This is a genomic window from Streptomyces sp. SID3212, from assembly GCF_009865405.1.
Taxonomy (GTDB): Bacteria; Actinomycetota; Actinomycetes; order Streptomycetales; family Streptomycetaceae; genus Streptomyces.
Map to the genome: position 1 here is coordinate 1 of NZ_WWJY01000716.1, position 26,205 is coordinate 26,205.

Below are 26,205 nucleotides of genomic sequence, written 5' to 3' on the forward strand. Positions count from 1 at the left end.
GGACGACCCCACTTCGCGGACACGCCCTAGCGCTATGGCCGGGGGAGCGGGACGTGGCGTGGGGCGGCTTCCCGTACCGGCGCACCGTCGTGCCGAGCACACGCGTGCATCACGGCCCACCGGAGCCCCTCAGACGAGTGTGATCCGGATGCCGACACTCCCGTCACTCCCGCGCCGCAGTCGGCTGCCGAGCACGGTGAGCCGGCCGGCCAGGCCGTACTTGCGTCCCACGAGGCCGCGATAGCGCTTGGTCTGCGCGGCGTCGAGGAAGGCGGCCCGGGCGGGGACCTGCTCGCCCGTGGGGTTGCCGCGTATGTCGCACGGGCCGACGACGACGTCGGACCGGTTACGGATCCGCTTGGCCTTGCCGGAGTCGGCGACCGTCCAGATGCCGAGGGCGTCGCCGTCGCGGATGACCCACACGGGAGTCGGCACTTGCCTGCCGTCCCGGCGGAAGGTGGTGACCAGCAGGTACTTGCCCGATGCGAGCCGTTCGAGGGCCGCCGGGTCGGTGGTCACGACGTCACGCCCCGCGGTGGAAGGGATATGCCGGGGGCGGTCTTCGGGGTGAGTCCGGAAGTCGTTCTGTTCACCGTGGTCCCAGGGATGTCGGGGAGCCGGACGCGGAGATGCGGACCGGCCGTCGAGGGGTCAACATACCAGTCGTTCAGTAGGCGTGCCACTGTGAAACCTCAGGACTCGCCGCCCGCGTCGAGCGTGGCCATGGCGGCCTCCAGCAGGTCCAGCCGTGTCTGATCGGTCAGCTTGCCGTGGCCCGCCGCGAGTGCGGCCGTGGTGCCTTCCTTGACGGCGGCGACGGCCATGCGGGCGCGGATGAGGTGGATGGGTGAGGGGTCCGGCCCGGCGACGGCCATGATGATCAGTTCCGTCTTCCCGGCGAAGTCGTGACGCTGGGAGTGCTCCTGCAGTACGGACACGTCGCCGGACTGCAGTGCCATGTAGGCGGCCGGGTGCTGGGCCTGTAGGTCGATCAGCGCGGCGAGCAACTCCCGCGCCGGCCGGCCCGCCGCGTCTTTGGCGATGACCGCGATCTCGGCGGCCGGCTCGGCGACCAGGGCGGAGAGGATCGCCTCCTTGGACTTGAAGTGGTAGTAGAGCGCACCCTTGGTGACGCCGAGGGCCTCGGCCAGGTCGGCGATCGAGGTGACGGTGTAGCCCTTGGTCCCGAACAGCTTCCGTGCTTCGTCGAGGATGTCGGCCCGCATGTCGCGGCGCTGGTGAGGAGTCATGGAGTCAGCATACTAAGCGTTCAGTACGAAAGCCCCATACGGAACGACGACGCGCTCACGGCTACCGCCGACGGCCGGAGATCCGGGCACCTCGCGCGACCGGCGCCCGTCTGAAGCGCCACACGGGCGGGCCGGAAGACGGCACCCCCGCCCTCAGGCGGCGACCGAGGAGCCAGCGGTCTGAATCTCCGAACCATAAGGCGATGTTGTGCCCACGCTTCCGAACTGCCGTGCGGACGAGGCCTGCAGTGGGAGGGACGGGCTGGACTGATGGCCAACGCCTTGCACCCGTGCCCCTGCCACGACCCCAGCGTCGCAGTGACTGCCGAACTGGAGCGAGCCGCACGCCTTTCACGACCGCCGACCGTGACGAGGAGGTCGATGGACGAACCACCCAACGTCCCCCGGTCGGCCTACGGCCAGTTCGCGCCGCCAGGAGCAAGAGCTGAGGTATCAAGGTCCGGCCGGGGCACCCGTTCGTGAGAGCGTTGCCGGCGCCTCAGTTGGCCAGGCTGAAGTCGCCTCCGATCGCGGCTGCGATCTTGTCGACTCCTGTCAGTGCGGTGAGCGTGGTAACCGGGGTCGCGCTGTCGGTGGTGGTGCCGTCGCCGAGCTGGCCCGAGCCGTTGTCGCCCCAGGAGCGGACCGTGTTGTCGCCGAGCAGGACGACGGTGTGCTCACGGCCGCCGGCGACCAGCTGAACGCCGGTCAGGCCGACAACCGGTACGGGGGCTTCGCGCTGGTCGGTGGTGCCGTCGCCGAGCTGGCCCGACGTGTTCTGGCCCCAGGCGTGGAGGGTGTTGTCGGTGCCCGTGACGGCCAGGCTGTGGTTGCAGCCGGCCGCGATCCGGGAGACCTCACCGGACCAGGTGTCCTTTGTCTTGACGGGGGTGAAGCGGTGGGTGGTGGTGTCGTCGCCGAGCTGGCCGGCGGAGTTGTGGCCCCAGGCCATCAGGACGCCGTCGCTGCCCGGCCGGCCGACCAGAGCGAGGTTGTGGTTGCCCCCGGCGGCGATCAGGGTGACCTCGGTCAGCCCGCCCACGCGGGAGGCGACGTTCCTGCTCGCGGAGGTGCCGTCGCCGAGCTGTCCGTTGATGTTGTGGCCCCAGGCCCAGACGCTGCCGTCCTCGCGCAGGGCCACGCTGTGGCTGAGTCCGGCGGCGATCGCGATCACCTTGTTCAGTCCCTCGACCCGGACCGGGACGCTGCTGTCCATGTTGTTGCCGTTGCCGAGCTGTCCGTGGTTGTTGTGCCCCCAGGCGACGACCGTCCGGTCGGCGAGCAGGGCCAGGCTGTGCTGCCCGCCTGCGGCGATGTCGGTCGCGTTGGACAGGTTGACGACCTGGCCGGGCGCGTTGTGACTGAACACGGAGCCGTCGCCGAGCTGGCCCGAGCCGTTCGCCCCCCACGACTGCACCGTACGGTCGGTCAGCAGGGTCAGCCCGTGACCGTTGTGACCCCCGGCCCCGCCGGCCGCGATCTTCACCACCTCGGCACTCGTCAGCCCGAGCACGGTGGTGGCGGTGGTACGGAAGTCGGTCCAGGTCCCGTCGCCCAGCTGCCCGGCGCGGTTGTTACCCCAGGACTTCAGTCTCTTCTCGGACATGGTGGCGTCATCCTTCGATATCTGTGAGGTAGGAGAGGCGTTGAGAGCTGCCGCAGCCGCAATAGCGCGCCTTGACGCACGTAACTGTAAGCAATCAGTCAATCACTATGGGCATTCACCTGAAGGATGGCAAATCCGGGCAGCGGTCCCGACCGGCTTGCGGAAGTCATCCGCCCGTGAGCGCGCGAGACCTCCTGCACGGTGACGTCAACCACGGACAAACCCGCCCCGTCCAGGGCTGGTCAGGCAGGAATCGACGATGCACGGTTGGAGCATTCCGCCGACTCGAGCGTTCAGAGTTGAGCTCGGAGGCGTTGAGAGGCACCACCTCGCGACGCACGGGAACGGCTGCGTGACCGATCGGAGCCCGGGCAACAATGAGCGCGAGGTACTGACGCCGGGCACCCGGTGCATGGACGCTTTCCGAGTCCAAGCGACACTGGTTGCGTGATTGTCGAACGCGCGTATGCCCATCTCTCCACGTACGACGAGGAAGCCTGGCCTTGGTCGGTGCCCTGTGTCCGACAGTTGCTCGACGAAGGGCTGCGGTTCACCGCACCGGTGACTTTCCTGGTCGGTGAGAACGGCTCGGGCAAGTCGACCTTGGTCGAGGCGCTGGCGGAGGGGTTCGGTCTGGACTCCTACGGTGGCTCCCACGACTGGCGCTACGCTTCCCCGCGCGGCAGGTCGGCCCTGGGTGAGCGTATGAGATTCGATGCCGCCTCGGGGCGTGGGCGCCGTATGGTGACCAGCTGGTCGGCCCGCAGGGGTTTCTTCCTGCGGGCCGAGACGGCGCTGGACGCCCTGGGCAGGGAGGGGTTCTCGCCGGACCATGTCAGCCATGGTGAGGGCTTTCTCGCGGCGTTCCGCGGGAAGTTCCTTCACGCCGGGCTCTATGTTCTCGACGAGCCGGAGGCGGCGCTCTCGTTCTCCTCGTGCCTCGAGCTGATTGGGCACATCGACCGGTTGGCCAGGGAGGGCGGCCAGGTCATCTGTGCCACGCACTCCCCATTACTGACCGCACTGCCGGGCGCGGACATCATCGAGGTCGGTGAGCACGGTATGCGGAGGGCCGACTGGCGGGAACTCGGCGTTGTGGATCACTGGCGCCGCTATCTAGCCGATCCGCACACCTATCTGCGGCACATCATCGAACCGTAGGTGGGTCCCCCTCAGTCTTCGTCCTATGGGCGACGTGGAAGACCCGGCTCTCGGCGTTGGCGACAAGCGTGCTGATTTGCCAACTGTGCTACGTCGTCGGACGACAGATCCCCGCTCAGGACCCACTTCTCGCCGCACTCTCTCCACGGGACGACGGCTTGACCATTCGTCCGCTTCCGGGTGTGAGGTGCCGGGACGCAGACCGGGAGGGGGCACGACAATGGCGCAGACCAGGTTCGACAGACAGGCGGAAGAGACCGCCGAAGCGGTGGCGTTCGGCATCGGCCGATTTCTGGCCGGCCGGCCTAGCCCAGGCCCGAGCAGACCTTCGTGGCGGGACCCCGTGAACCAGATACCGAATGCGCACTCGAATAAGGTCATGGAACGCCATCACCGTTCCCGAGGATCTGCCTCAGGTCCGGCGCGCCCGGAGGACTACGTACAACATGGATCGCGGACCGCGGGGAGGGGCCGTCGATCCGTGAGATCGGCCTGGAGTTCGGCCTGTCGAGCACGAGCTCGGTGGTGTACCGGCTGCGCCACCCAGCATCCGGCCTCCTCTTCCCATCCCACCCATCCGGGAGAGAGCAGCCGAGGTGGACCGTGCGCCACTTGTGACTGGTACGGCTGATCAGCCTGCGCTCCTCCATCCGGCGCCCACCGTCATATCGTGAAAGGGCGGGGACCCGTGACGGAGGTGGAGCCGTGTCCCACTCGCGCGGCGACGAGGCGGGGGAGCCCACCACCGTCCACGACCTGCCCGCGACGTCCGCGAAGAGGAAGACCGCGGTCATGAAGACCAGAGCGCGCAAGAAGACCGCGGCCAAGACCACCACGACAAGGAAGACGGCGGCGAAGAAGCAGCCGTCAAAGAAGACGAAGAAGCAGCCAGCAAAAAGACGACCAGGTTCCGGGGCAAGAGCGCCTGCCCCCCCCGCGCGGGGGCGGCGCGGAAGTTCCCCCGAGTCCGAAGTACAGGGGCCGCGGTCCCCTGGCGGACGCGCTAGACGGGCAGATGGTCGCGGCGGTGGCCGAGTCGCTGCGGCCGGCGCCGGCGAGCACCGGACGGGGGCACGGCGCCGGCCTACATCAGCTTGTGCAGCCGGCCCGGCGGGAGCGCCCGGATGACCAGGCTCATCGGCCCCCAAGGGAGGAACGGCACATACGCCCGTGCCCGTTCCGACTCGATTGCCCTGACCAGGGCCCTTGCTCCGGCCCCGGCCTCGGTGACATAGGGGCGGTCGATCCCGTGGCCTTCGTTGAGTTCGGAATCGATGTACCCCGGAAGCAGTGTGGTCACCTTGATCGGTGAGCCGTGCAGGTCGTAACGGATGCCGTCGCCCAGCGACCTGAGCGCGGCCTTCGAAGCGTTGTAGGCGGTGAGCTTGCCGGGGAAACCACGCACGGCGCCGAGGGAGGACATCAGGACCAGGTGTCCCTGACCCTGTGCGCGGAAGATCTCGACCGCGGCCTCCGCCTGGGCGAGACCGGCGACCAGGTTGGTCTCCACGGTCTGCCTGTTGGCCTCGAAGTGCCCGGTTCCGACGGAGAAGCCCTTGTTGATGCCGGCGTTGACGACGATCCGGTCGAGGCCGCCGAGGGCGTCCCTGAGTTCCGCGAAACAGGAGAAGACGTCGGCGTGGTCGCGGACGTCCAGCTGACGGGTGACGACCTTGACGGAGTAGGTGGTCCGCAGTTCGTCCGCCAGTGCGGTCAGACGCTCGGTCCTGCGGGCGCAAAGGGCGAGTGAGTGGCCGGCGGCGGCGAATCGCCGTGCCATTCCCTCACCCAACCCCGAACTGGCGCCGGTGATGAGGATGTTCGTGCGGTAGGGCATGTCAGTTTCCGTTCGTCGGGTCGCGTGGCGAAGGGGGCCGGTGCTTGGCATCGGCGACCGACGGCAACGCGGCGAGGTGCGGCGCGCGGCGGGGCTCACGGGCGCGGACAGCAGGGTCGGGACGGTTCAGTCCCAGGGCGGGCGATGGGGGTGGTAGGCGAGCATCGCTCGGTAGGTGTGGGTGTGTTCGTCGGCGAGCGCCTCGATCTCTCCCGCCGCCACCGCGTCCAGAGCAGCGTCGACGTACACCTCGGGGGAGATCTTGGGAAGTTCCAGGGCCTGGGTCATGTCGGTGTCGACGAGCCCGGAGTGCACGGCGGTGACCAGGGTTCCCTGGTCGGCGAGTTCGTCGCGCACCGAGTTGGTCATGGACCATGCGGCCGCCTTCGAGGCGCTGTACGTCCCCCAGGGCGCGTAGTTGATGAACGACAGCGCCGACAGGGCGACGATGACGGCGCCCCCGTCGTTGCGTCCCAGGATCGGGGCGAACGCCCTGATCATGGCGAGGGTGCCGAAGAGATTGGTCTCCATCTCCTCGCGGGCGTCCTGGACCGACGGCGCGCCCAGCAGGGGGCCGGCGTGGAAGATTCCCGCGTTGTTGACGAGAAGGTCCACGTCCCCGCACCGGTCGACCGCGGCGGCGACCTGTTCGGGATCGGTGACGTCCAGCCGTACCGGAAGCACACAGGGCTCCTGGACGGTCGACGGGTCGCGGGCCCCGGCGTACACCTTGGCGGCCCCGCGGTCGAGCAGTTCCCGGGTGAAGGCCCGGCCGATGCCCCGGTTGGCTCCGGTGACCAGGGCCACCGCGCCACGCAAGGGAAAGGCGGACCGTCCGTCGGGCGGGAAGGAGGTTCGATGGTTGTCGGGTGTCATGTCCCCACCGTGCTGGGGGCCACCGCTCACCCGACAGGTCAGTTGCCGCTCACTTTCCGCTCACCCCATGCCCGGCCCGTGGCGCACGGGCCCCTCGTCAGGGGATCGTCCCGTAGACCTCCTTGTTCCACAGCACTCCGCCGACCTCGTCGAGGCCGCGGGCCAGGTGCCTCCGGAAGGTGCTCAGCGGAAGGCCGAGCCGTTCCGCCGCGGCCTCCTGGGTGGGTACGCCACGGAAGAAGGTCGTGGTGACGGCCCGGTACAGGTGCTCCGTCCTGGGATCCTGCGCGAGGGCCTCGACGGCCTCGGCCAGCAGTTGCCGCAGGGACTCGGCGGGATCGGCGCCGAGGCCGGCGGTGAGCCGGCCCCGGGTCAGCGGGTTGGCGGCGATACGGTCCCGCCGGCGCCAGGAGTGAAGGGCGTCGCGCACCGCCGCGTCGAACTCCGCCCGGGAAAGCACCAGGAGGTTCGCCGGGGCGGCGGGGCCGCCTCGTACGTCGAAGAGCTCTTCCTCCAGATGCCGGTCCAGCCAGGGTTCGGCCGGCACGGCGCGCCAGTCGTGGCCGTACAGCCGGAAGGACCGGTCGCCGACGGCCACTTCTCCGTCGACCGGCTGTTGGTCGAGGTAGTCCATCTGCGGTTGCCAGAACTTCCAGTCCGCGACCACGAGGTAGGACCAGGCGAGGCGGGTGGCCCTCAGCCACTCCGATAGGATCGTGATCTGCACGAGGTCCTGGACGGACGACGGACGCTGGTAGGCGTCCGGATACACGACGAACCGTGCGAGCGCGAGGTGTTCGCCCTCCCGGATCGGCCCCGCCGACCTGCTGTGCCGCCACGCGGCGGCGACCACCGGATCCGCGTCGTTCTCCTCTTCCGCCGGGGCGGCCAGCCGGAGCCAGGCCATGAAGGCGACGGCCTCACCGGTGCCGACCCGCCGGTAGACGTGGAAGGCAGCCGGTTGCCGGTCCAGCCAGAACGCGGCGATCCGCGCCGACGTCTCACCCTCCGCGCGCTTCGCCATCGCCACCACGGCGGAGTGATCCTCCGGACGGAGAACGTCCTCGTAGACCTCCCGCCGGCCCCGCCAGGTGACGTAGTCCGGCATGACACCGCCGTGTCGGTGCAGGTGGATCAGCGCCTCCAGCACGTGCTGCGCCTGTGCGCCCCGCGCCGTCCTGGCCCGCTCCAGCAGGTACCCGCGGATGCGTCGGTGCACCGTCTCGTACGCCTCGGGATCGCGCCAGCGGAAATCCGCGTCGACCACCTCGCGGACCAGGTCGTACGGGTAAAGCCCGGCCGGCCCCGCTCCGGTGTACGGCTGCTTCCGCAGCCAGTCGAACAGGGCGCCGGCCTCGTCGTCCCCGCCGAGCACCGACCGCAGCAGTTCCTCGGTGGTGCCCTGGACGTGCGCGGCGATCTCCAGCACACGCCGGTGGGAGGCCGAGGGCACGGCGCCGACCAGTTCCGTGAGCAGGACGGCGACGATGTCATGGTCGGGAACCCAGTTCCCGGGCGCGGAGGTGGCGGTCCCCGTGGAACGAGCGGCGAGCGCGAGTCCCAGGGGATGCCCGCCGGCGAAGGCCAGCACCCGTTCACGCAGCTCGGGCGGCGTCCCCCTGGTGTCCAGGAGCGCGGCGGCGTCCTCGGGCGGCAGGCCGCCGAGCGCGATGACCCGCAGCAGGTCCGCCCAGCCGGGGTCCGTCCGCCAGGTGGGCCCCGGCGGCAGGCGGCTCGCCACGACCAGCAGAGCGTCGGCCGGCAGAGCCGGCGCGAAGACCCGCCGCAACACCTCCTCGACGTCGCCCCCGGTCGGGGCATCCCGGCCGAACGTGTCGATCACGACCACCACACCCGCCTCGGACGGGACCGCCCCGAACGCCTCCGGCACGGAACCGTCGGCGGTCCGCCCGCCGACCCGTACAACCGCCCTCCCCGCGGCGCGCGCGTCGTCGGCGAGTCGCTCCAGCAGCGCCGACTTCCCGATCCCACCCGGGCCGTGCACCCACAGCAGCGCCCCGGAGTCGGTTCCCGCCAGCATGGAGGCGAACAGCTCCCGCTCGGCGGCGCGGCCGACGAAGCCGTGGTCCCTGGCCTCGCGGAGCCGCGTACCGAGGGTGGGGCCTTCGCCGGACGGGGCGCGCATACCGGAAATCTACCTCCGGGCCCACCGATCCGCCCGGCCACGGACCGTGGCGGCGCCCAGGTCTCGTGCCGGTGTCCGTCGGTGGAGCGTCAGGCGGTGGGTTCACCCGGCGACCGCTGCTCGGAGACGTCGTCGCCGGATGGCGGCCCAGGCGTTCGGCGGGTACCCGCTTCCTCCGCCTCGTCGTCCGAGTTGGGGGTCCCTGAGTCGTCCCGCCGATCGGTGGCGGGCCGTTCGGGTGTGCCAACGACGTCCCACGGGTCTTCGTCGGGGACGGCCTGCTGATCGGGCAGGTCGTGAGGTATCGGCGCCTCGACGGGCGTATCGCTGCTCCCGGGCACTTCCTGGGCGGGCTTGTTCAAGGCGTCCTCGTTTCCCCTTGTGATGGCGGCTGAGGCGCAGATACCCCCGAGCCCCGGCGGTGATGCTCCTTCCTGCCGGAGGGACCCCGGATTCCTTTTGAGCACGGTCGGCCGCGTCAGGAGCACTGGGTGAGATGCCCAGTACCTGTTGAACGGCGAATGTGAGCAGCGGAACGTGTCGACCATCGAAGAATCCGTAGAAGTGGACGTCCCGGTAGAACCGCCTACGACCAGTGGACGTAGTTCGAGGAATTTCCGCAGTACATGGACGGTGTGGAGAGGATCGACCAGCGCACCGACACCCTTCCAGCGGGGGCGTCGCCGACGTTGCGGAGTTCCACGTACGCGTCGGACTCGCCCGGGGGGCCTCCTGACGGTTGACGTTGGCCTCCAGACATGGTCTTCCGCCGGCTTTGGTGAACATGGCGACGACTCGGCGCTGCTCAACCGCCCTCGGGACTGATGAAGCGGCCGGTGATGCGGCCCGTCCTGCTTGGAGCCGCTGAGAACGACCTTGCAGGTGCTCCCGCCGACCTGCACCTTGTCGCAACGTTGCCCGGCTTCACGGACGGCTACCAGGAGGCGCCGGACGAGCCGCTCGCCCGACGTCAGAGGGCCGCGATCCGGCCGCCGCCGGTGCGGGCGAGGCGCCGGTGGGCGGGAAGGTCGTAGACCTGATGGCCGCGCTGACCCAGTCGGTGGAGGCGGCCCGCCGCTCCCGTAGCGAGACCCTGGAGCCCGGGGAGCCCGCGACCGTCCACGACCTCCCCGAGGCATCCGCGAAGGAGAGCGCCGCGAAAAAGCAGTCGGCGAACAAGGCGACCAGGTTCCGCGGCAAAAGCGCCTGACCACCAGCCTGCCTCGCCGCTTTCCTGTTCAGCACTGTCCGTACGGATCGGTCGCCTGCACTCCGTCCGGCACACCCCGCGACTGAACGAGCTCTCCTGTGCCGCTGTTACAGGAGCGGTTGGGGCTCGGATGGTGGCGTTCGGGGTGGGTGTTGGGGTGGTCCGGTGCGTGGCGCGCCGACATTCTTCAGGTGGGGTGTGGGGTGCAGTGGTCATGCATACGCCATTGGTTGCCGTATGCGGTGGACTGTTACGGATATATCCGTGCTCGGCAATGCGAATCGGATGTTCCCTTTGTGCGGGTGGTGAGTGCGTCACGGTCGTGTTCTCGGCCGAACAGGCCGGGGGAGACGGGTGTCACGCGGTCCCGTCAGGGGGTCCCGCAGGCGCTCACTTTGAGGGGGCGCCATGTCCACTTCCACAACTGCCCGTCGTACGTCCGCGCTCGTCCTCGCCGCCGGCGCCATGGTCGGGGCCGCGGCCCTGCCGGCGTCCGCGGACGGCGCGCACCGGGCGGCGCCGCGTTCCAGCGTGGTCCTCGGGGAGATCCAGTACGACAGCCCGGGCCGCGACAACGGGTCGAACCGCTCCCAACGGTGAGTGGGTCGAGGTCACCAACACCACCCGCCGCGCGGTCAACCTGGACGGCTGGACCCTGTCGGACAGCGACGGCAACCGCTACCGCTTCGACGACCTGCGCCTGGCCGGACGCTCCAGCGTCCGCGTTCACACCGGCATCGGCAACGACACCCGCACCGACGTCTACCAGGACCGCCGCTCCTACATCTGGTCCAACCACGCCGACACCGCGACCCTGCGCAACGACCGCGGCCGCACCGTCGACTCCGAGTCCTGGGGACGCGGCAACCACCGCTGACCCACACCTCGACCGGCGTACCCCCGGCATGGCCACGCCGGGGGTACGCCCGCGTTCCTGAACCGGCCGCCTTCCCATCTGGCCTCCCTTACGTGGGGCGGATCTTCCAGTGCCTCTTGGTGCCCCGTCACCCGTACGGGTGGGCGCCCCGCAGTCCGCGCGACTCGGCGACGCCGCAGCCCTGAGGATGTCTCCTATGGAGGGGGTGAAGCCGGTTGTCCCACGTGTCGGCCGGATCTATCTGCTGCTCACGGTGGTCGGGATCACGGGGGCGTTGGCGTTGGCGTGCCGTGCGGGGCTGGGCGCGGCGGAGACCGGAGTCACGCTGCTGCCGACCCTGGCTCCGCTCTACCTCGCTTGGGCCGCCTTTCGTACCGGCCGGTCGGACGCCGCGGCGGGACCGGGTCTGGAGGAGGTCGCCGACCAACTGGCCAGGACCGTACGTCTCCAATGGGAGAGCGAGGCGCGGGTACGGCGGCTGGACGACCCGTATCCCCTTCCGGTGGCCTGGCGGGCGGCCCCGGCCGAACTGGTCGACTCATGGGCCCTGATCAGGGCTGCGGGCGAGCGAACCACGCCCGGGCAGGGGCCCGGCGCCCCCACCGCAGGAGACCGGGACCCGGCCGGCTGGGCGACGGATCCGACAGCACTGGCCGGGGCCGACGACCAGATCAGCGAGCTCTTCCTCGCGAAGGTCCCTGCCCGGCGTCTGCTTGTCCTCGGAGCTCCGGGGGCGGGCAAGACCATGGTGCTGATCCGCCTGCTGCTGTTGCTAACCGACCGACGGGTACCGGGCGCGGACCCGGTGCCCGTGCTCTTTTCTCTCGCTTCATGGAACCCGGTCACCCACGACCTGCTCACCTGGATGGCAGAGCGGCTGGCCACCGACTACCGCGGTTTGGCAGACCCCGCCCCCGACCCCGCCGGGACGGCCCGTACCGCCACTGCTCCGGCCACGACCCGGGCCCGGGCCCTGCTGGAGGAGGCGTTCATCCTGCCCCTCCTCGACGGACTCGACGAACTTCCTCCGACCTCCCGGGCCCTGGCACTGGACACCATCAACCGAGCGTTCCCGCCCGGCCAGGGCTTTGTCCTGTCCAGCCGCGTCGAGGAGTACAAGCAAGCCGTAACACCCGCCTCCGGAGTCCCCGTCAAAGCGGCCCGCGCCGCCGGCATCGAGTTGCTGCCGCTCACACCCGCAGCGGCCGCCGCGTACCTGCGCCAGGACGCCGGCGGCGAGAACACCGCCTCCGCCGCGCGCTGGGATCCCGTGACCACCCAGCTCACCGCAGTCGGTGTCGACAACCCCGTCAACCAGGTCCTGCGTAGCCCGCTCGCGCTCTTCCTCGCCCGCACCATCTACAACCCTCGTCCTGGCGAACACTCGGCGGCGCTGCCCGACCCGGGGGAACTGCGCGACAGACGCCGCCTGTCGACACCGGCGAGCCTCGAACAGCACCTCTTCGACGCGTTCGTACCAGCCGCCTACCGCAACCGGCCCGAAAACCCCTGCCGCTGGAGCGCGCAGCAGGCCGAACACACCCTGCTGTGGCTGGCCCGTCACCTGCGAGACACCCAGCGCGGCACCCGAGACCTGGCCTGGTGGCAACTGCACCGGGCCGCCCCACCGCGCATGTACCGGACTGTCCTCGCGGCCATCGCGAGCTTCGCCGCCGTGCTCGGAGCCGGACCCGCCGGCGCCGCCACAGGTCCCGGAGTCACCGTGGGGGCGGGACTGGCGGCCGGATTCCTGGGGTGGCGTACGGGCACCATGCCCCGTCGACTCCCGGCGGCCGACTTCCGGTGGTCCGCCACCGGCTTCGCCCAAGGCGCGCTCGGCGCGGCCGCGTTCGGCCTTGTCCTCGTCCTTTCGGCGCGAGCCGACCCGACGCTCGGCCTCCTCACCGGGCTGTGCCTTGGGCCCGTGGTCGGGCATGCGCTCGGACGCGGCGTCCTCGCCCTGGCCGTACGGGAAACCCGCTCTCCCGATCTCGCCTCGGCCGCAGCACCCGCAACACTCCTGCGACGCGATCGCCGGATCTTCCGCCGCCTCCTGGCGGAATTCGGATTCGGCTACGGACTCGCCGTGGGCATCGTCCTTCCGGCCCTGCTCGGCACTGCGCCGACGGGCCCGGTCGCCGGTCCCATGGACAGCCTCGTTGTGCGCCTCGTCCCACTCGTCCTCCTCGTTCCCGCTTTCAGCGTCTCCGGCGCTTCCGCCTACGCCGCCTGGGGGCACTTCACTCTCACCCGCCACTACCTCGCCCTGCGCCACGGCATTCCACGCGACCTCATGGCCTTCCTGGACGACGCCCACACCGCACGCGGGGTACTGCGCCGGGCCGGGGCGGTGTACCAGTTCCGCCACGCGGACCTCCAGGACCGACTGGCTCATCGCACGCCCGGTCGGGGAGGGCGTCAGGCACTTCGACGGTGACCCGGCGTGTTGTTACAGGTCGGGTGCGATGGCCGCCGGTGGGCGCGGCGAGGAGGCGGCCTACGTGGCTGGGGAGCAGTGAGGCGGGAGACCTTCAGCCTGATCCCGGGCCCTCGATGAGAGGCAGTTCAGCGGAGTGGCTAAAGCCAGGCGGCTCGGTGCGTCAGCCGTGGCCCTGGGGCAGCTCTTGACGACCGGCACCGGCGTTGCGGGAAGGTCGCGCTGCAACTGTGCGCAACTGACTCGACACGGGAGAGCGTCCTGACGTTACGGTTCGTCGGGATCGACCCGAACATCGGAGGCGGTGGATCGCCGACGGTGTGGGGTGACGAAGAGAGCGCCGACCGGTCCTCCAGGGTGTAGAAGCCGAAGCCGAAGCCGTGTTGATGGCGATGGTGGGTGGGACCGATTGGGTGCCCGGTCACGTGGCGGGGATCCCGGCGCACGAGAGGGTGATCCGTATTCCGATCCGGATGGTGCCGATTCTGAGGGAGGCGTGTGTTGTCGCAGAGCAGCGTGCCGGACTTCGCTGAACTGCTGAGCGGTGCTCAGCACACAGCGGTCCACCTGGAGATGCGCGATCTGTACGGAGTCGGAGACGAGGCCGACCTGATCGAACGGTTCGCCCGCACCGGCGAGATTAGCCTGGACCCCACGGCGTCGTTCTGGCCGGAGTGGCTCGGCATCGTGAGGGAGACCCTGGCCAGGGGCGTCATTATGCGCCGCGCCTGGATCGTCTCCGAGCCGGTGACCGATTACATCCGTTGGGAGTACACCTCCACCCCGCTGAACCTGGAAGCCGGCGAGCAAGTCCGCTGGCTGCCCCGGCGCCGCGCCTCCGATATCCCGTTGCCGGGCAACGACTTTTGGCTGATCGACGGCCGACGGGTCATGTTCCACTTCTTCACCGGCGACGGCGACTGGGCAGACCCGGGGTTCGAGACCACCGACGATCCTGCGGCCGTACGACTGTGTGCTTCGGCGTTCGAGACCGTCTGGGAGCGCGGTGTCCCCCACGAGAAGTTCACGGTCTGAACCCCGGGCTGCCCGCGAACATGACGGCCTCTCCCTCATCCAGTGCCCAAGGCGCCCGTGAGGCGCTCGCCGTGCGCTTGCAGCATCTGCGCAAGGACGCCGGCCTCACCGGGAAGGAACTCTCCGCCCAGTGCGGCTGGCACTCGCCAAGCCCACCCGTATCCAAAAGGGCGACGCCCCACCCTCCGAGCGCCTGGCCCGAGACCTACACCGACCACCCCCAGCTCCAGCACCTTCTCGACACTCTGGGTGACATGCAGCACGCCGTCGCCGACGGGGCAGTCGCCCGCCAGATGGAAGCCGACCTCAACGCAGCCCTCCAGGCCGCGAACGATTTGAGCACAGCCCTGCCCGAGGACCCCGCCGTACGGCAGCACATGAGCTTTCCACTCGGCCAACCCCTCTACGGCATGCGCAGGCTCCAGGACTACCTTCAGGCAGCCGTCAACGCCACGATCGCCGAACGCGCCACCAGGGAACAGACCCAGAACCCCACCCCGCCCCTGCCGGCCCCGCCGCGTACGGACGAAACGACGCCTGCGCTCACCACCACCGGGGCACCCGCAGACCAGGAGCCGGAACAGCCACCTGCGCCGAAGCCCCGCTCCTCCACCAAGGAGCCGCGTGAACCCGAGCAGCCCACCCCCACCCCCGTTCCTGAGCCGGAACGCCTCGCGCGCGAGACGCAACCGGACGGACACCGGTCCGGCGAACCCTTGCCGGAACATCCGGGTCAGCCGAACCGGCGGGCCCGGGCCCCGAGGTGGGCTTCGCCGAGTCCGCGAGTCTGCCCAATGCCCAGCAGATCGGCGGGAGCGAGCAGGTCCCCCCGCGCACTGAGAACAGTGTCGTCCTACCGCATGATCTGGCCTACCGCCTCCACCCGGCCGGGACCATGGAACCTGGGCAGGCCGCAGGCGAAGTCCGGGCCGGCGCGTACGATATCGCCCTCCTCTACGCCACCCCGTCCTGGGTCACCCCGGAGGACGCCGCCCACCAGGCGGCGATCCTGAACTCGGCAATCACCGGCCGCTCCTACGGGCCCGTGCCCGGTGCCGCCCAGGAAACGTCCGACCTCACCCGCATCGAGATCCTGCGCGCGGAGACGCGGACGCTGGCCCTCTCCCACCGCGCGGCCCTTGCCGCAGCAGTTCAGCAGACATGGCCGGAGGGCGGGGACCAAGCGGACCTTCTGCAACGGCTCGACGACCAGCTGGTCCTTCTCAGCGTGGCGGTTGCCCAAGAACCCACCGCCCATCAGATGCGCGACCAGCTCTACAACACCCAACTGCTCGCCGCCGACTGGCTGGACCAGATCGAGTACCAGCCCGACACGGAGCGGGTGCGCCGGAGCATGGGCTACCCGCTGGCCGCGGTCATCTACGACGTCAACCGCCTCGCGCACCGCCTGGACGCTACCGCCGAAGCCGTCACGGCAGAGCGGGCGGCCGCACCAGAACGAGCGCTCACCACCCAGCTGCGACCGGCGGGAGAGCACAGTCCTGGTTTCGCTCTGGTGCCGCAGGCGGTGAACCTGCTGATGAACGCCGGGAGTCCGAACCCGCGCTCGCACCGGTCGAGAACGGACGGACACCAGGCGTCGCCGCCCCGGTCGGCACGGACCAGGCTCCGAACCGGCCGGAAGCTCCCGCTTCCACCGCGCCGCCCCCGACTGAGCCGTATCCGGCCACCCCCGTGATGCCGGTCGCCCGTCGGCCCCAACCGGGCGAAGGGCTCCTTGAAGCTCCCCTCCCCGTCCCGCCGGAGCCTGCCCTTCCGTTGTGGAACGGTCCCGACCCGGAGCCCGAGGTCCGGTCCGATCGTTCTGGTGAAGGGGCCGAGATGCTGAGCAACGTCGGTGCCATCCAGGAGGTATGGGAGGCCGTCGTCCGCGCGGATGGGGGCACCGCCCACGACCTCGTCGCGGCACTCGACACCGAACTCGCCGCCCTGCGGAGGGCACTCGATGGACACCCCTCAGACTGGGCCTACGCCTCCGCCACCACCGACAGCAGCACGTCGGGCACCCAGAACGGTCCGCGAGGGCCCGCTCTCCACCGAGACCCCGACGCCGTCAACACCGCCCTCAACGAAGCTGACCAGCATCACCACGTACTTCGCGATGTCCCGGAATGGCAGGACATCCAGACCGTACGGGGAGCGGCCCGCAACCTCTGGCAGGCCATCAAGCGCGAGACCGGCGCTCGCTTCGAGCGACTCCTGGGCGACGGCCGCTTCCAGGGCTGGTGGAAGGGGACATCCATCCGCGTCTGCGAGCGGATTTCTGGACTTGCCCTGTGGACCGCCGACCGGCTCCGCGGAGACGACCTGGAGCCGACCGAAGCCATGGACCGCCTCCACCGCGCCGCCGGCCACTACAGCCGCCCCGCCCCAGCACCTTCCGCCGAGGTCCGGCCGGAGGTTCGGTCGCAGATGCGGAAACTGGGCGAAGGCCTCGCTGCCGCGCAAGTCAAGGTCAACGCCGCCCGCGCCCGCTCCAGCACCGTTCGCAAACCGCCTGCCCCCCCGCCCCGCCACTACCGAACGACCGGGGCACCTGCGCCGGACTCCCCCCGATCCGAAGCACGGGCCACGCCAAGGACGCTGACCTGACGGTCTCTCCACCGGCCTGGGGCCGTGGCGAGATCGCATGGGCGCCTGATAGGACACTGAAACCCGTGGCTACTAGAGACATCGACGCAACCAGGGGCATCTCCTCGTAGAAGACGGCCCTACTGTCCGATTTGTTGATTCCGGAGGATTGTTATGTCGAAGCTCGCTTTTGAAGTGCAGGGGCGGGGCCCTGGGCTGATGCTCGTGCACGGGACGGGTAGCACGCCGGCAGGAACGTGGGGGCCGTGTATCGCAGAACTGGCCGCGTCGCACACGGTGCTGGCTGCCCTGCCGGGGTCAGGAGACAGTGCCCTTCCTGATGACGCGGAGCTGAATATAGGGGAGATCGCATCACAAATGGCGGATGTCGCCGCAGAAGCGGGCCGGGACAGGTTCGCGATTGCCGGTGCCTCGCTGGGTGGCCCCATCGCCGTCAAGGTCGCGGCTATGTTCCTGGAGCGAATCACCCATCTGGTGTCGGTGTGCGGATTCGCACGCCCGAGGGCGGGACTGCGACTGCGACAGGAAATCTACCGAGACGTCCTCCCGCCGGGGGCAGCCTCTGTGGGCCGAGTACTGCTGCTCTTCGGCCTGACTGAGGAGGCGGCCGCGCAGATGCCTGAGGAGATGTTGCAAGACATGATCGGCCTGGTGGGCTCATCTCCGTCGCCGAGAACTCGACAGCAGATCGCCCTGACCCTCGCCATCGATGTCGAGGCGGACCTTGCCCTGGTGTGGGCCCCCAGCTTGATCATCGCAGGCGTCCTTGACAGAACTGGTCCGTTCAATGGACTGATCCGGCACGCAGCAACTGGCCCAGCGGAAGGGGGCTGCCATCCGATAGGCGTGACCGGTATGGGGGAGTCGTCGTTATTCGGTCGGCGGCTCTGGTTCGCCCCCGTTCTCGGGACCGCCCCTGAGGGCACCCGGATTCCCGTTATGCATCTCTGATGCGCCGTGTTGGGGCGAACGGCCGCCCCGCGCGGTCGCCAGACCAGGTCGCCGTGCCGGCTCTTACGGGGCGGTCATCCGCCTCGCCACGGAACCTATTGTCGGACCGCACCGAAGGTTTCAGTAGCGCACGATCGATTTCAGTACCTCCTTCAGCTCCGCAGCGCGGCCCTCGGACGTGAAGGAGGATCGGGGCAACCATCCGCCGCGCTCGGTCGTCCTTCAGGTATGCCTGACCGGAGTCCTACGCCGTCCCCAACTCCGCCTGCCTGGCCGCACTGTGGCCACGGCACCACTCCGCAGGACCCGGTCGGTTGCCGGGGCATCCACGTCTCCGGCTACACCCAGTGCCTTGCCCACCTGGATGACGCTGGCCGCAGCGACTATTTGTCCGGCCTGTGCCCCGGCACTGATATCGACCACCGCGGTACCACCATCACCGAACTCCTTCTCGATGCTGTTCTTGCTGCCCTCCGCGATCCTGCCACCGGAGCCCCGCATCTTGGTGTCGCCCGATTCGAGTCGGTGACCTTCGAAGGGGTCCCTCGGTTTGAGTCGGTGACCTTCGAGGGCGTTCCTCGGTTTGAGTCGGCGATCTTCGAGGGCGGCGCCCGGTTCGGGTCGGCGATCTTCGAAGGCGGCGCGCGGTTTGAGTCAGCGAACTTTAAGGGCAGCGTCTGGTTCGGGTCGGCGACCTTCAAGGGCAGCGCACGGTTCGTGTCTACGAGCTTTGAGGACAGTGCATGGTTCGAGTTGGCGACCTTCGAGGACAAAGCCTGGTTCGTGTCAGCAAGCTTCGAGGGCAGCGCCTGGTTCGCGGCGGCGAGCTTCAAGGGTGTCGCCGGGTTCGGGTTGGCGACGTTCAAGAGCATCGCCGGGTTCGTGTCGGCAACCTTCGAAGGCATGGCCGGGTTCGGGGGTGCGACCTTCAAGGGTATGGCCCAGTTTGAGTCAACGACGTTCGAGGACATGGCACGGTTTGTGTCGGCGACCTTCGAAGGCATGGCCGGGTTCGGCGGTGCGACCTTCAAGGGCAGCGCTCAGTTCGAGTCGACGACCTTCGAGAGCGATGCCAGGTTCACGTTGGCGAGCTTCGAGACGGTGCTAAACCTGGGGCCGTTGGTGTGTGCCGGCCTGGTGGCCTTATCGGGGGCGGTGTTCGGCGGGCCGGTGATCCTTGCGTTTGCCGCGCGCCGTTTGGAGTGCCGGCGCACTCGCTGGTCGTCGACGGCTGAGCTGCGTCTGCGTCACACCACGGTGGACTTCGCCCACGCGGTCTTCGAGTATCCCCTCACCCTCGCGGCGGAGCTGGATCCGTTCGTGCTCTCCGACGGCCAGCAGTTGAGTGAGGACTCAGTTTTCGGCGTGTCCGACGCCGCAGTACGCATCACCTCGCTGCGCGGCGTAGACGCGGCCCACCTGGTTCTCGCCGATGTCGACCTGGCGGACTGCCTGTTCACCGGGACCGTGCACCTCGACCAGATCCGCCTGGAAGGCGGGTGTTCCTTCGCCGCGGTCCCTTCCCGTACGCACGGGCGGGCCGGGCGCTTCGTACGGTTCACCCGGCGCCGCGCGCTAGCCGAGGAACACTACTGGCGCGCGAGCCGGCCGTCAGCCGCCCCGGGCTGGAACGAGGCCGTACCCGGCGCCGGGCACGTCGGGCCGGCGCAGCTGGCACCGGTGTACCGGGCGCTGCGCAAGGCGTTCGAGGACAACAAGAACGAACCGGGCGCCGCGGACTTCTACTACGGCGAGATGGAGATGCGCCGCCACGACCGCACCGGCACCACCCACGCGGAACGCGGACTGCTGCACGGCTACTGGCTGCTGTCCGGCTACGGCCTGCGCGCCTCGCGCGCTCTGGGCTGGCTCGCAGCCGCCGTGCTCGTCACCCTCCTTCTGCTGATGGGCTTCGGACTCCCCGACCACGATCCGAAGCAGAAGGCGACCGGCACCGTGCCGTCCGGCGGCGGGCGGGTGACCTTCGAGATCGACAAGGATGATCCGCGCAACCCCACCGGGGCCCGGTTCACCGGCGACCGCTTCGAGAAGGCCCTTAACGTCACCCTCAACTCGGTGGTCTTCCGCTCCGCCGACCAGAACCTGACCACCGCCGGCACCTACATCGAGATGACCTCCCGTCTGACCGAGCCCGTCCTACTTGCCCTCGCGATCCTGGCCGTCCGCAACCGCGTCAAACGCTGAACCCAACCACCAGACGCTGAGGTAACCGGTGCATCCGAAACGGCACGAGCCATCGCACATCAGATTTCAGTGTCCAGGCCACAGACCTGGGCACTGAAATCTGTTGTGCGGCACGGAGCCTCTGGAAGAAACGGTTGATGCAGGCAGTACTCGACGGAACGGTCCTTGCGGATGCAGATGAGGCCGAGTGGTCTCGACCGAGGGGAACTGGTACTTCCCTCCGGAGGCGGTCACCCTTAAGGCGCTGTCTGAGACCCCACTACACCATTCCGTGAGTACTTCGACGTGCAGACCGCAGACGGCAGGCACGCGGATGCGGCGTGGTGGTACCCGCAGCCGCCGGCCTCTGCGATCGACCGCGTGGGAAAGGATTTCAGCGGATACGTGGGCTTTGACACCAAGGTGACGGTGAGCTGACACACTGCGCCGCACCCGCGCGACGGCGCCCTGCACGCTGTCCAGATGGTTCGTAGAACGCCGTACGAGTAGCGGGCGCTCCTCAGTCGAGTGGGGAGCATGGACGTCGCCGGGGATCATCTCCTTGCGCAGGAAATGATCCCCAGGCCGTGTTGCTACCTGCTGCCCCCGTCAAGGAACCGGCGCAGCGCCTCTCGTGCTTGTGCGGCGAATCGTGCCTGGGCATCGCGCAGGCTGCCGTTCCATCGGCGGAGACGCTCGGACCACCAGGTCGTTACTCCGCTCACGGCCGGTGGCACGACCACCGCGGCGAGGGCCAGCATCAGGATGAACAGTGCCGTCGATGAGACGGTCACCTCGGAAAGGTTGTGCACCTTCAGACCTCTTCTGTCCATGGGGCCGCGCGCCCGGACGAGGGGTCTAGGCGGCGGCGAGCGAGCTCGAATCCGGGATCGGCGAAGTGCGTACTGATCCTGGAGCGCGAGGTACGCGGACGGCCGTGAGCCGGCGAATTCCGCACGGAGAAGACTCGAGGACCACGGCGTCGCCAGGCTCAGGAGGCCGGTCTACCGAAGTTGATTGCAGCCGCCACAATTCCTCGGCCGTACGCCGCCAGTAAGCCATGTCGGCCTGGAGCATCGGCAGTGTGGCCACGGCTGGCAGCAAGGACTGAAGCAGCTCTACAACAGCTCGCGCTGTGGCTCGAAGCGGCGCGGTCAGCGACGGAAGGCTGGAGGGAATGGTGGACGGCAAGGACGCACGGCGCTTGATAGCGCGGATCCACTCGTTCTCTGCATATGCGTGTGCGCTGGCGTACGCGGTACGGATAGCGGCCAGGAGGTCATTCCGCGACTGAACGAGTTGGTGCCTGCGGCGCCACTCGCGTTCAGCGTGAAGGGCAAGAGTGATCGACTTTCCGCCACCGAGGTGTCTCAAAAGCAGTAGGTCGTTCTTGAGTAAGTTGTTTCCGTCCCAGCCGAGCGGTGGCAACTCCAATAGACGTGGCGGTGCGACGACATGCCATTGTTCGCCGGCCATGGAGGGATCAGAGACGATTTGCCGCGCCAGGGAGGCCAACATGGCGGCCGAGTACGTTTCGTCCACAGCTAGTTCCCTCTGGACCTGGAGGCCAGCCTGGAGGGAGGAGCTGGAGAAAGCCGGAAGCGGGCCCACGGGAGACACCCTATCCGCATGCGGAGGACCAGCCGGGCTTCTTGTCGTCGGCAGCCGACGTTTTTCTGGGCGACGCGGGCGCTCAGGCTCTAGGTTCGGTGTCCGTCGGACCGGGTGCTCGTTGTACGGGCGTGAGTGAACTTCCGCCCGGCCCGCGCTGCGCGCCGCGCCGTGCGAGAGCCGCTCCCGAGCGCACCGCGGCCCCGTTCGTACGGCGCGCGGCTGGAGGAGGCAGACGGGACCGCTCGGTTCCGTGTCTGGCGGGACGCCAGGTGGCACCGGGTGCTCTCGGAGCCATGTGCGGTGACTGTCCAACGCGCTGTGGCTGACCGGGCGGAGGCGACCGCGTTCCAGGCTCGCCGGGACGGCCGCGAGGCCACCGCGATCGCGCTCCAGGCGCAACGGGACCTCATCGCGCTGCTGCCCGATTAGGGACTGCACGTGGGCGCCGGCGGAGTCGAGCCAAAGCGCTGGTCGGATCTGACGTCGTACGGACAGCAGTGGAGTTGGACTGGTTGATTTTTGTCCGGCCCCGTTGTCCGTGGTCAGCCGAGGCCGTGTGTTTCCTGCGCCGGTGAATCTGGTCCTGAAGCCCCCGCTGGGGTGGGGGTCTTGGTGTGGGTTCGTGCTGCGGGGGCGCTGCCCCCACACCCCCGGCCACCCTGCGGAGGGGGCGCCGGGTCGGTGGGTGCGGGCCGGTTGGGGTTGTGGCGTGGGTGGTTCGCGGGGTGGGTCCCTCGTCGGGCGTCCCTCTCGCACCATGCCCTGCGGGTGGGTGGGGCCGGCTCCGCGAGCTCCGCCACCCCCACCCACCCGCAGGGCCACCGGGAGTGCCGCCCAACGAGGGACCCACCCCGCTCGGCCCCGGCATGTCGGCGAGCCGCCGGGCCCTGCTTGCTCTGGCCCCTGACGGCGTGTGAATCACCCGTTTGAGCTGCGCAGATATCCTTCTGATGTCATCTAGTGCTGTAAAGTTGTTCTTGTCGCCAAGGGTGGTCGGTACCCACCCGGACAACCCGTCGGATCCCCCTCACAGACAGCGAGAAGACATGTCCCTGACCGCAACCGACATCTTCTGCGGCGCCGGAGGAAGCTCCACCGGCCTGGTCGCCGCCGGGTACGAGCTGAAGCTGGCCGCGAACCATTCGCGGATCGCGATCGACACCCACAGCGCCAACCACGTCAACGCCGAACACGTCTGCGCGGACATCAACAACTACGACATGCGGCGCCTGCCGACCACCGACATCCTGTGGGCCTCCCCGATCTGCACCGAGATCAGCCCCGCCGGAGGCACCCCCCGCAGCGGCCAGGGCGGCCAGATCGGCATCGGCGACGACTACGAGCCCGCCGACCCGGAGAGCTTCGTCCGTACCCGCGCGACCGCCTACGACGTCATGCGGGCGGCCGAGGTCCACTACTACAAGGCGATCCTGTGCGAGAACGTCACCGAGTTCGCCACCGACTGGCGCCTGTTCGACTGGTGGCGCCAGGGCATCGAACTTCTCGGCTACAACAGCCAGATCGTCTCCGTCTCCTCCGCCCACGTCGGCGCGCCGGGCAACGACCACGCCCCCCAGTGGCGTGACCGCATCTACATCGTCTTCAGCCGCACCGGTATCCCGCTCCCGGACCTGTGCCCCCGCCCGCTGGCGTGGTGTCCCGAGTGCGGGCAGGACGTTCAGGCCGTGCAGTCGTGGCGCAACGGGCGCACGATCGGCAAGTACCGCCAGCAGTACGACTACCGCTGCCCCCGTACCCGGTGCGGGAAGCGGGTGGTCGAGCCGTACGTCCGTCCGGCCGCCGACGCGATCGACTGGACCAACCTCGGCAGGCGCATCGGCGACCGTCCCCGCCCGCTGGCGGCCAACACGATCAGCCGGATCGAGAAGGGCCTGGCCCGCTACCCGCAGCGCGCGAGCCTGCTGACCCTCAACCACTCCGGGCACGACGGCCGCGCGCTCGCACCGGAGGAGGGCCCGCTGCCCGCCCGGACCCGCAAGGTCGGCGAAGGCCTGCTGATCCCCGGCCGCCACGGGATGCTCGTCCCGGCCGGGGGCACCTGGAACAACACCACCACCGACCTCCACGAGCCGATGAGGACCCGCACCACCCGCGACACCGAGGCCCTGGTGACCCTGCCGTACGTCGTGACGATGCGGCGCAACGGCCGCGTGGACACGGTGGACCGGCCGCTTGCCGCCGTCACCGCCGGGGGCCGCCACCACGGACTCGTCATCCCTTACCGCAAGGGCGCTGCCAAGCCGGTCGGCGAGCCCCTGCTCACCCTCGCCACCCGCGACTCCGCCGGACTCCTCACCCCGGCCGACATCCTCGAAGAGGCCTTGCGCGTCGAGGACTGCCACTTCCGGATGCTCCAGCCCATCGAGCAGCTCGCCGCCCAGCGGTTCCCCGCCGACTACATCATGCGCGGCAACAAGACCGAGCAGACCATGCAGGCCGGAAACGCCGTCAGCTGCAATGTTGCCCAATGGCTCGGCACCCAGGTCGCCGCAGTCCTCTGACTTGTCAGCTAACGCTGTAAATCTGATTGTGACGGGCCGTTGGTGGAGGCACCCCGGCCCGCCCCCACCCACCAACTCACCTCCCCGGACCCGCACCTCCGGGGCCCCTACCGAACCGAAGGACATGCCGTGAACACCACCCCCAGCACCGCGCCCGCGACCCGCGTGAACCTCGACAAGCACCCCGCGACCTATCTCGTCCTCGTCGATGTCACCGAGGCCTTCACCGCCCAACTCGCCCTCTTCGGCCCCGCGCAGCGCCACCGCCCCCTTCCTCCCACCGGGCACGTCGTCCGGCAGGCCGACGACCCGCAGGAGCGCGAGACCCAGTGGGACGACCTCGCGGACTTCTGCACGGAAGCGCAGTCCCAAGTCAGTCTGCGCACGTACACGGCCATCAGCCATGGACACGCGGCCTACCTCGCCCGCTGGGACCACGCGGTGGGCAGGGCCGCCGAGAACATGGCCGAGGTGATCGGCGACCACGTAGCCCGTGGTACGCGGGGACGTCTCGCCGGATGGATCGCGATCCGCATCGCGGACGGCCGCAGCGACAACGTCCTCTACCCCGACGCCCCAAGCGCCCGCGCCGCCCAGAAACACCCCGAACGGTGCACCGTCGTCCCCCTGAACGCGCGGAACCCGCTCACAGTCGAAGAGTGCGAGAGGTTCCTGACCTCCAAGGCCCACGAACTCCACGGATGCCTGGGACGCGACTTCCACCCGACCTGCCGCTGAGCGGAGCCCGCCACCGGTGGCGTGGACCGAGTAGGACACCACCCCACTCGGTCCACGCCACCGGCCCCACCGCCTGACGCCTACGGCGACCCGATGCCCTGGACCCTGACCGCGCATCCGACCGTCCGACCGGCCGCCGGGCGCAACCACCCACACCCCGACGAATGAAGGACTCACCCATGACCAGCACCCCGCGATTCGACCGTCTCGCCGCCGACGGGACCGGTCCCGCGCATGACCGCATCCGCCTCGCCGACGGCCAGGGGATCCTCGTCAGGACCCGCCCCGGTATCGACACCATGGACGAGGTCTTCGTCTCCCCGGGCGTGAGCGTCCCCGACACGGAGGCCTGGGGGAACGAAGACCACCTTGAGGGCTGGCTGACCGGTGGGAACGCGGGCGAGAGCTCCAGCTACGCCGACGTCCCGGTCGAGGCCGTACGCGCCCTGATCGTCCAGCACGGGGGCGAGCACGCCGACCAGGGGAACGAGTGGACGCTCCCGGACCCGACCGAGGAGCAGGGGGACGTGCTCGCCGAGATCGCCGACCTGTACGGCCGGTTCGAGGACGGGTACAGCGCCGACGGTATCCGGACCGTCTTCGCCCGCATCTACGACGAGGTCGGCGTAGACCTGGTCTGCGTCTGGGATTACGCGGACGAGTACGGCTACGGCGGCAACTCCGAGTTCTTCGCCGAGGACGAGGACGGCGCCCTCTTCGAGGTCCAGCCGGACATCCACCTGTGGCTCAGCGGCAAGCGGGAGACGCCCGGCCCGGTGGACACGTGGGTGTGCGCGCCCGTCACCGAGCCCACCGACGTCCCCGTCAGTGACGACTTCCACAACTACGCCCGGACCGACCGGACCAAGTGACGGCGCCAGTCCGGCGGGGGAGCGGGGCGGGAATCCCGCTCCCCCGCCGGGGTGCCGCTGACTGGAACCCGCCCACACCACCGGCCCACCGTCCGGACTCCGAGATCGGGACCCCGTTCACAGCCACCTGGGCTGACCGGCCACCGGCGAGCTGGACCGGAGCGGACGGTGACCGTACGGAACACCGCCCTTGCCTTTGCGGCGGCCGCGACGGCAGCCCGGTGCCCCGGACCCCGGCCGCGCACCTCATCGTTCGACCGGCCGCCGGGCGCCACC

Annotated in this window: 20 protein-coding genes and 4 pseudogenes; 16 read left to right on the forward strand and 8 right to left on the reverse strand. The window is 69.4% G+C overall.

From position 1 onward, the window contains the following. Positions 1-129: 129 nt before the first annotated feature. The 3 genes from GT042_RS21300 to GT042_RS21310 all read right to left on the reverse strand — a co-directional run bounded on the left by GT042_RS21300 (position 130) and on the right by GT042_RS21310 (position 2,856). Positions 130-519 (reverse strand): PPOX class F420-dependent oxidoreductase, encoded by a 390-nt coding sequence (locus GT042_RS21300; RefSeq protein WP_161310320.1) that lies wholly within the window; start codon positions 517-519, stop codon positions 130-132. A 173-nt stretch (positions 520-692) separates the two neighbouring features. Next, entirely contained in the window at positions 693-1,250 is a 558-nt protein-coding gene (locus tag GT042_RS21305) for a TetR/AcrR family transcriptional regulator (protein ID WP_161310321.1), read from the reverse strand. Between the two features lie 499 nt (positions 1,251-1,749). Beyond that, the gene (locus GT042_RS21310; RefSeq protein WP_161310322.1) at positions 1,750-2,856 is read right to left on the reverse strand and encodes a hypothetical protein; all 1,107 of its coding nucleotides are present in this window, start codon (positions 2,854-2,856) and stop codon (positions 1,750-1,752) included. Positions 2,857-3,303: 447 nt separating this feature from the next. On the opposite strand from GT042_RS21310, the gene GT042_RS21315 reads away from it, so the two are divergent. After that, positions 3,304-4,017, forward strand: coding sequence for an AAA family ATPase (locus tag GT042_RS21315; protein ID WP_161310323.1), 714 nt, complete (start codon positions 3,304-3,306; stop codon positions 4,015-4,017). 1,084 nt (positions 4,018-5,101) lie between these two features. Here GT042_RS21315 and GT042_RS21320 read toward each other — a convergent pair. From GT042_RS21320 to GT042_RS21335, 4 genes are all read right to left on the reverse strand, one after another. After that, complete coding sequence (locus GT042_RS21320; RefSeq protein WP_161310324.1) at positions 5,102-5,854, reverse strand: SDR family oxidoreductase; 753 nt, start codon at positions 5,852-5,854, stop codon at positions 5,102-5,104. Between the two features lie 126 nt (positions 5,855-5,980). Continuing rightward, positions 5,981-6,730, reverse strand: coding sequence for an SDR family oxidoreductase (locus GT042_RS21325; RefSeq protein WP_161310325.1), 750 nt, complete (start codon positions 6,728-6,730; stop codon positions 5,981-5,983). Between the two features lie 97 nt (positions 6,731-6,827). Next, complete coding sequence (locus GT042_RS21330) at positions 6,828-8,876, reverse strand: ATP-binding protein (protein ID WP_161310326.1); 2,049 nt, start codon at positions 8,874-8,876, stop codon at positions 6,828-6,830. A gap of 89 nt (positions 8,877-8,965) precedes the next feature. Further along, positions 8,966-9,424 carry a hypothetical protein gene (locus GT042_RS21335; protein ID WP_161310327.1) on the reverse strand — a complete coding sequence of 153 codons (459 nt, stop codon included), beginning with the start codon at positions 9,422-9,424 and terminating at the stop codon, positions 8,966-8,968. Between GT042_RS21335 and GT042_RS40140 the strand changes: the two are divergent. The 12 genes and pseudogenes from GT042_RS40140 to GT042_RS39280 all read left to right on the forward strand — a co-directional run. Further along, a pseudogene (locus tag GT042_RS40140) lies at positions 9,414-9,544 on the forward strand (cyclase); the annotation flags it as partial. The gene GT042_RS21335 and the pseudogene GT042_RS40140 sit on opposite strands and share 11 nt — an antisense overlap. A 371-nt stretch (positions 9,545-9,915) precedes the next feature. After that, positions 9,916-10,086, forward strand: coding sequence for a hypothetical protein (locus GT042_RS21345; RefSeq protein ID WP_161310328.1), 171 nt, complete (start codon positions 9,916-9,918; stop codon positions 10,084-10,086). Between the two features lie 408 nt (positions 10,087-10,494). Beyond that, a pseudogene (locus GT042_RS21350) lies at positions 10,495-10,963 on the forward strand (lamin tail domain-containing protein). Positions 10,964-11,159: 196 nt separating this feature from the next. After that, entirely contained in the window at positions 11,160-13,400 is a 2,241-nt protein-coding gene (locus GT042_RS21355) for an NACHT domain-containing protein (protein ID WP_161310329.1), read from the forward strand. 261 nt (positions 13,401-13,661) lie between these two features. Beyond that, positions 13,662-13,933: pseudogene (locus GT042_RS39270) on the forward strand (hypothetical protein). Beyond that, the gene (locus GT042_RS21365; RefSeq protein ID WP_202533372.1) at positions 13,902-14,435 is read left to right on the forward strand and encodes a DUF6879 family protein; all 534 of its coding nucleotides are present in this window, start codon (positions 13,902-13,904) and stop codon (positions 14,433-14,435) included. Before GT042_RS39270 ends, GT042_RS21365 begins: the two are co-directional and overlap by 32 nt. Positions 14,436-14,455: 20 nt before the next feature. Continuing rightward, positions 14,456-14,625 (forward strand): annotated as a pseudogene (locus GT042_RS39275) (helix-turn-helix transcriptional regulator); the annotation flags it as partial. 705 nt (positions 14,626-15,330) lie between these two features. Then, positions 15,331-16,134: a hypothetical protein gene (locus GT042_RS21370; RefSeq protein WP_161310330.1), complete on the forward strand. Its 804-nt coding sequence runs from the start codon at positions 15,331-15,333 to the stop codon at positions 16,132-16,134. A gap of 143 nt (positions 16,135-16,277) precedes the next feature. Next, a complete protein-coding gene (locus GT042_RS21375; RefSeq protein ID WP_161310331.1) occupies positions 16,278-17,048 on the forward strand; it encodes a hypothetical protein in 771 nt (256 codons plus the stop codon). A 153-nt stretch (positions 17,049-17,201) separates the two neighbouring features. Then, complete coding sequence (locus tag GT042_RS21380) at positions 17,202-17,999, forward strand: alpha/beta hydrolase (RefSeq protein ID WP_161310332.1); 798 nt, start codon at positions 17,202-17,204, stop codon at positions 17,997-17,999. Positions 18,000-18,557: 558 nt separating this feature from the next. Next, positions 18,558-20,204 carry a pentapeptide repeat-containing protein gene (locus tag GT042_RS21385; protein ID WP_345943853.1) on the forward strand — a complete coding sequence of 549 codons (1,647 nt, stop codon included), beginning with the start codon at positions 18,558-18,560 and terminating at the stop codon, positions 20,202-20,204. Positions 20,205-20,489: 285 nt separating this feature from the next. Next, positions 20,490-20,621 (forward strand): hypothetical protein, encoded by a 132-nt coding sequence (locus tag GT042_RS39280; RefSeq protein ID WP_345943854.1) that lies wholly within the window; start codon positions 20,490-20,492, stop codon positions 20,619-20,621. 155 nt (positions 20,622-20,776) lie between these two features. Here the strand turns inward: GT042_RS39280 and GT042_RS21395 are convergent, their stop codons facing one another. Further along, the gene (locus GT042_RS21395; protein WP_161310334.1) at positions 20,777-20,977 is read right to left on the reverse strand and encodes a hypothetical protein; all 201 of its coding nucleotides are present in this window, start codon (positions 20,975-20,977) and stop codon (positions 20,777-20,779) included. A gap of 1,866 nt (positions 20,978-22,843) precedes the next feature. Between GT042_RS21395 and GT042_RS21400 the strand changes: the two genes are divergently transcribed. The 3 genes from GT042_RS21400 to GT042_RS21410 all read left to right on the forward strand — a co-directional run bounded on the left by GT042_RS21400 (position 22,844) and on the right by GT042_RS21410 (position 25,929). After that, positions 22,844-24,319 carry a DNA cytosine methyltransferase gene (locus tag GT042_RS21400; protein ID WP_161310335.1) on the forward strand — a complete coding sequence of 492 codons (1,476 nt, stop codon included), beginning with the start codon at positions 22,844-22,846 and terminating at the stop codon, positions 24,317-24,319. Positions 24,320-24,448: 129 nt separating this feature from the next. Next, on the forward strand, positions 24,449-25,057 hold the full coding sequence (locus GT042_RS21405; protein ID WP_161310336.1) for a hypothetical protein: 609 nt from the start codon (positions 24,449-24,451) through the stop codon (positions 25,055-25,057). Between the two features lie 179 nt (positions 25,058-25,236). Then, positions 25,237-25,929 carry a hypothetical protein gene (locus GT042_RS21410; RefSeq protein ID WP_161310337.1) on the forward strand — a complete coding sequence of 231 codons (693 nt, stop codon included), beginning with the start codon at positions 25,237-25,239 and terminating at the stop codon, positions 25,927-25,929. Positions 25,930-26,205: the final 276 nt, after the last annotated feature.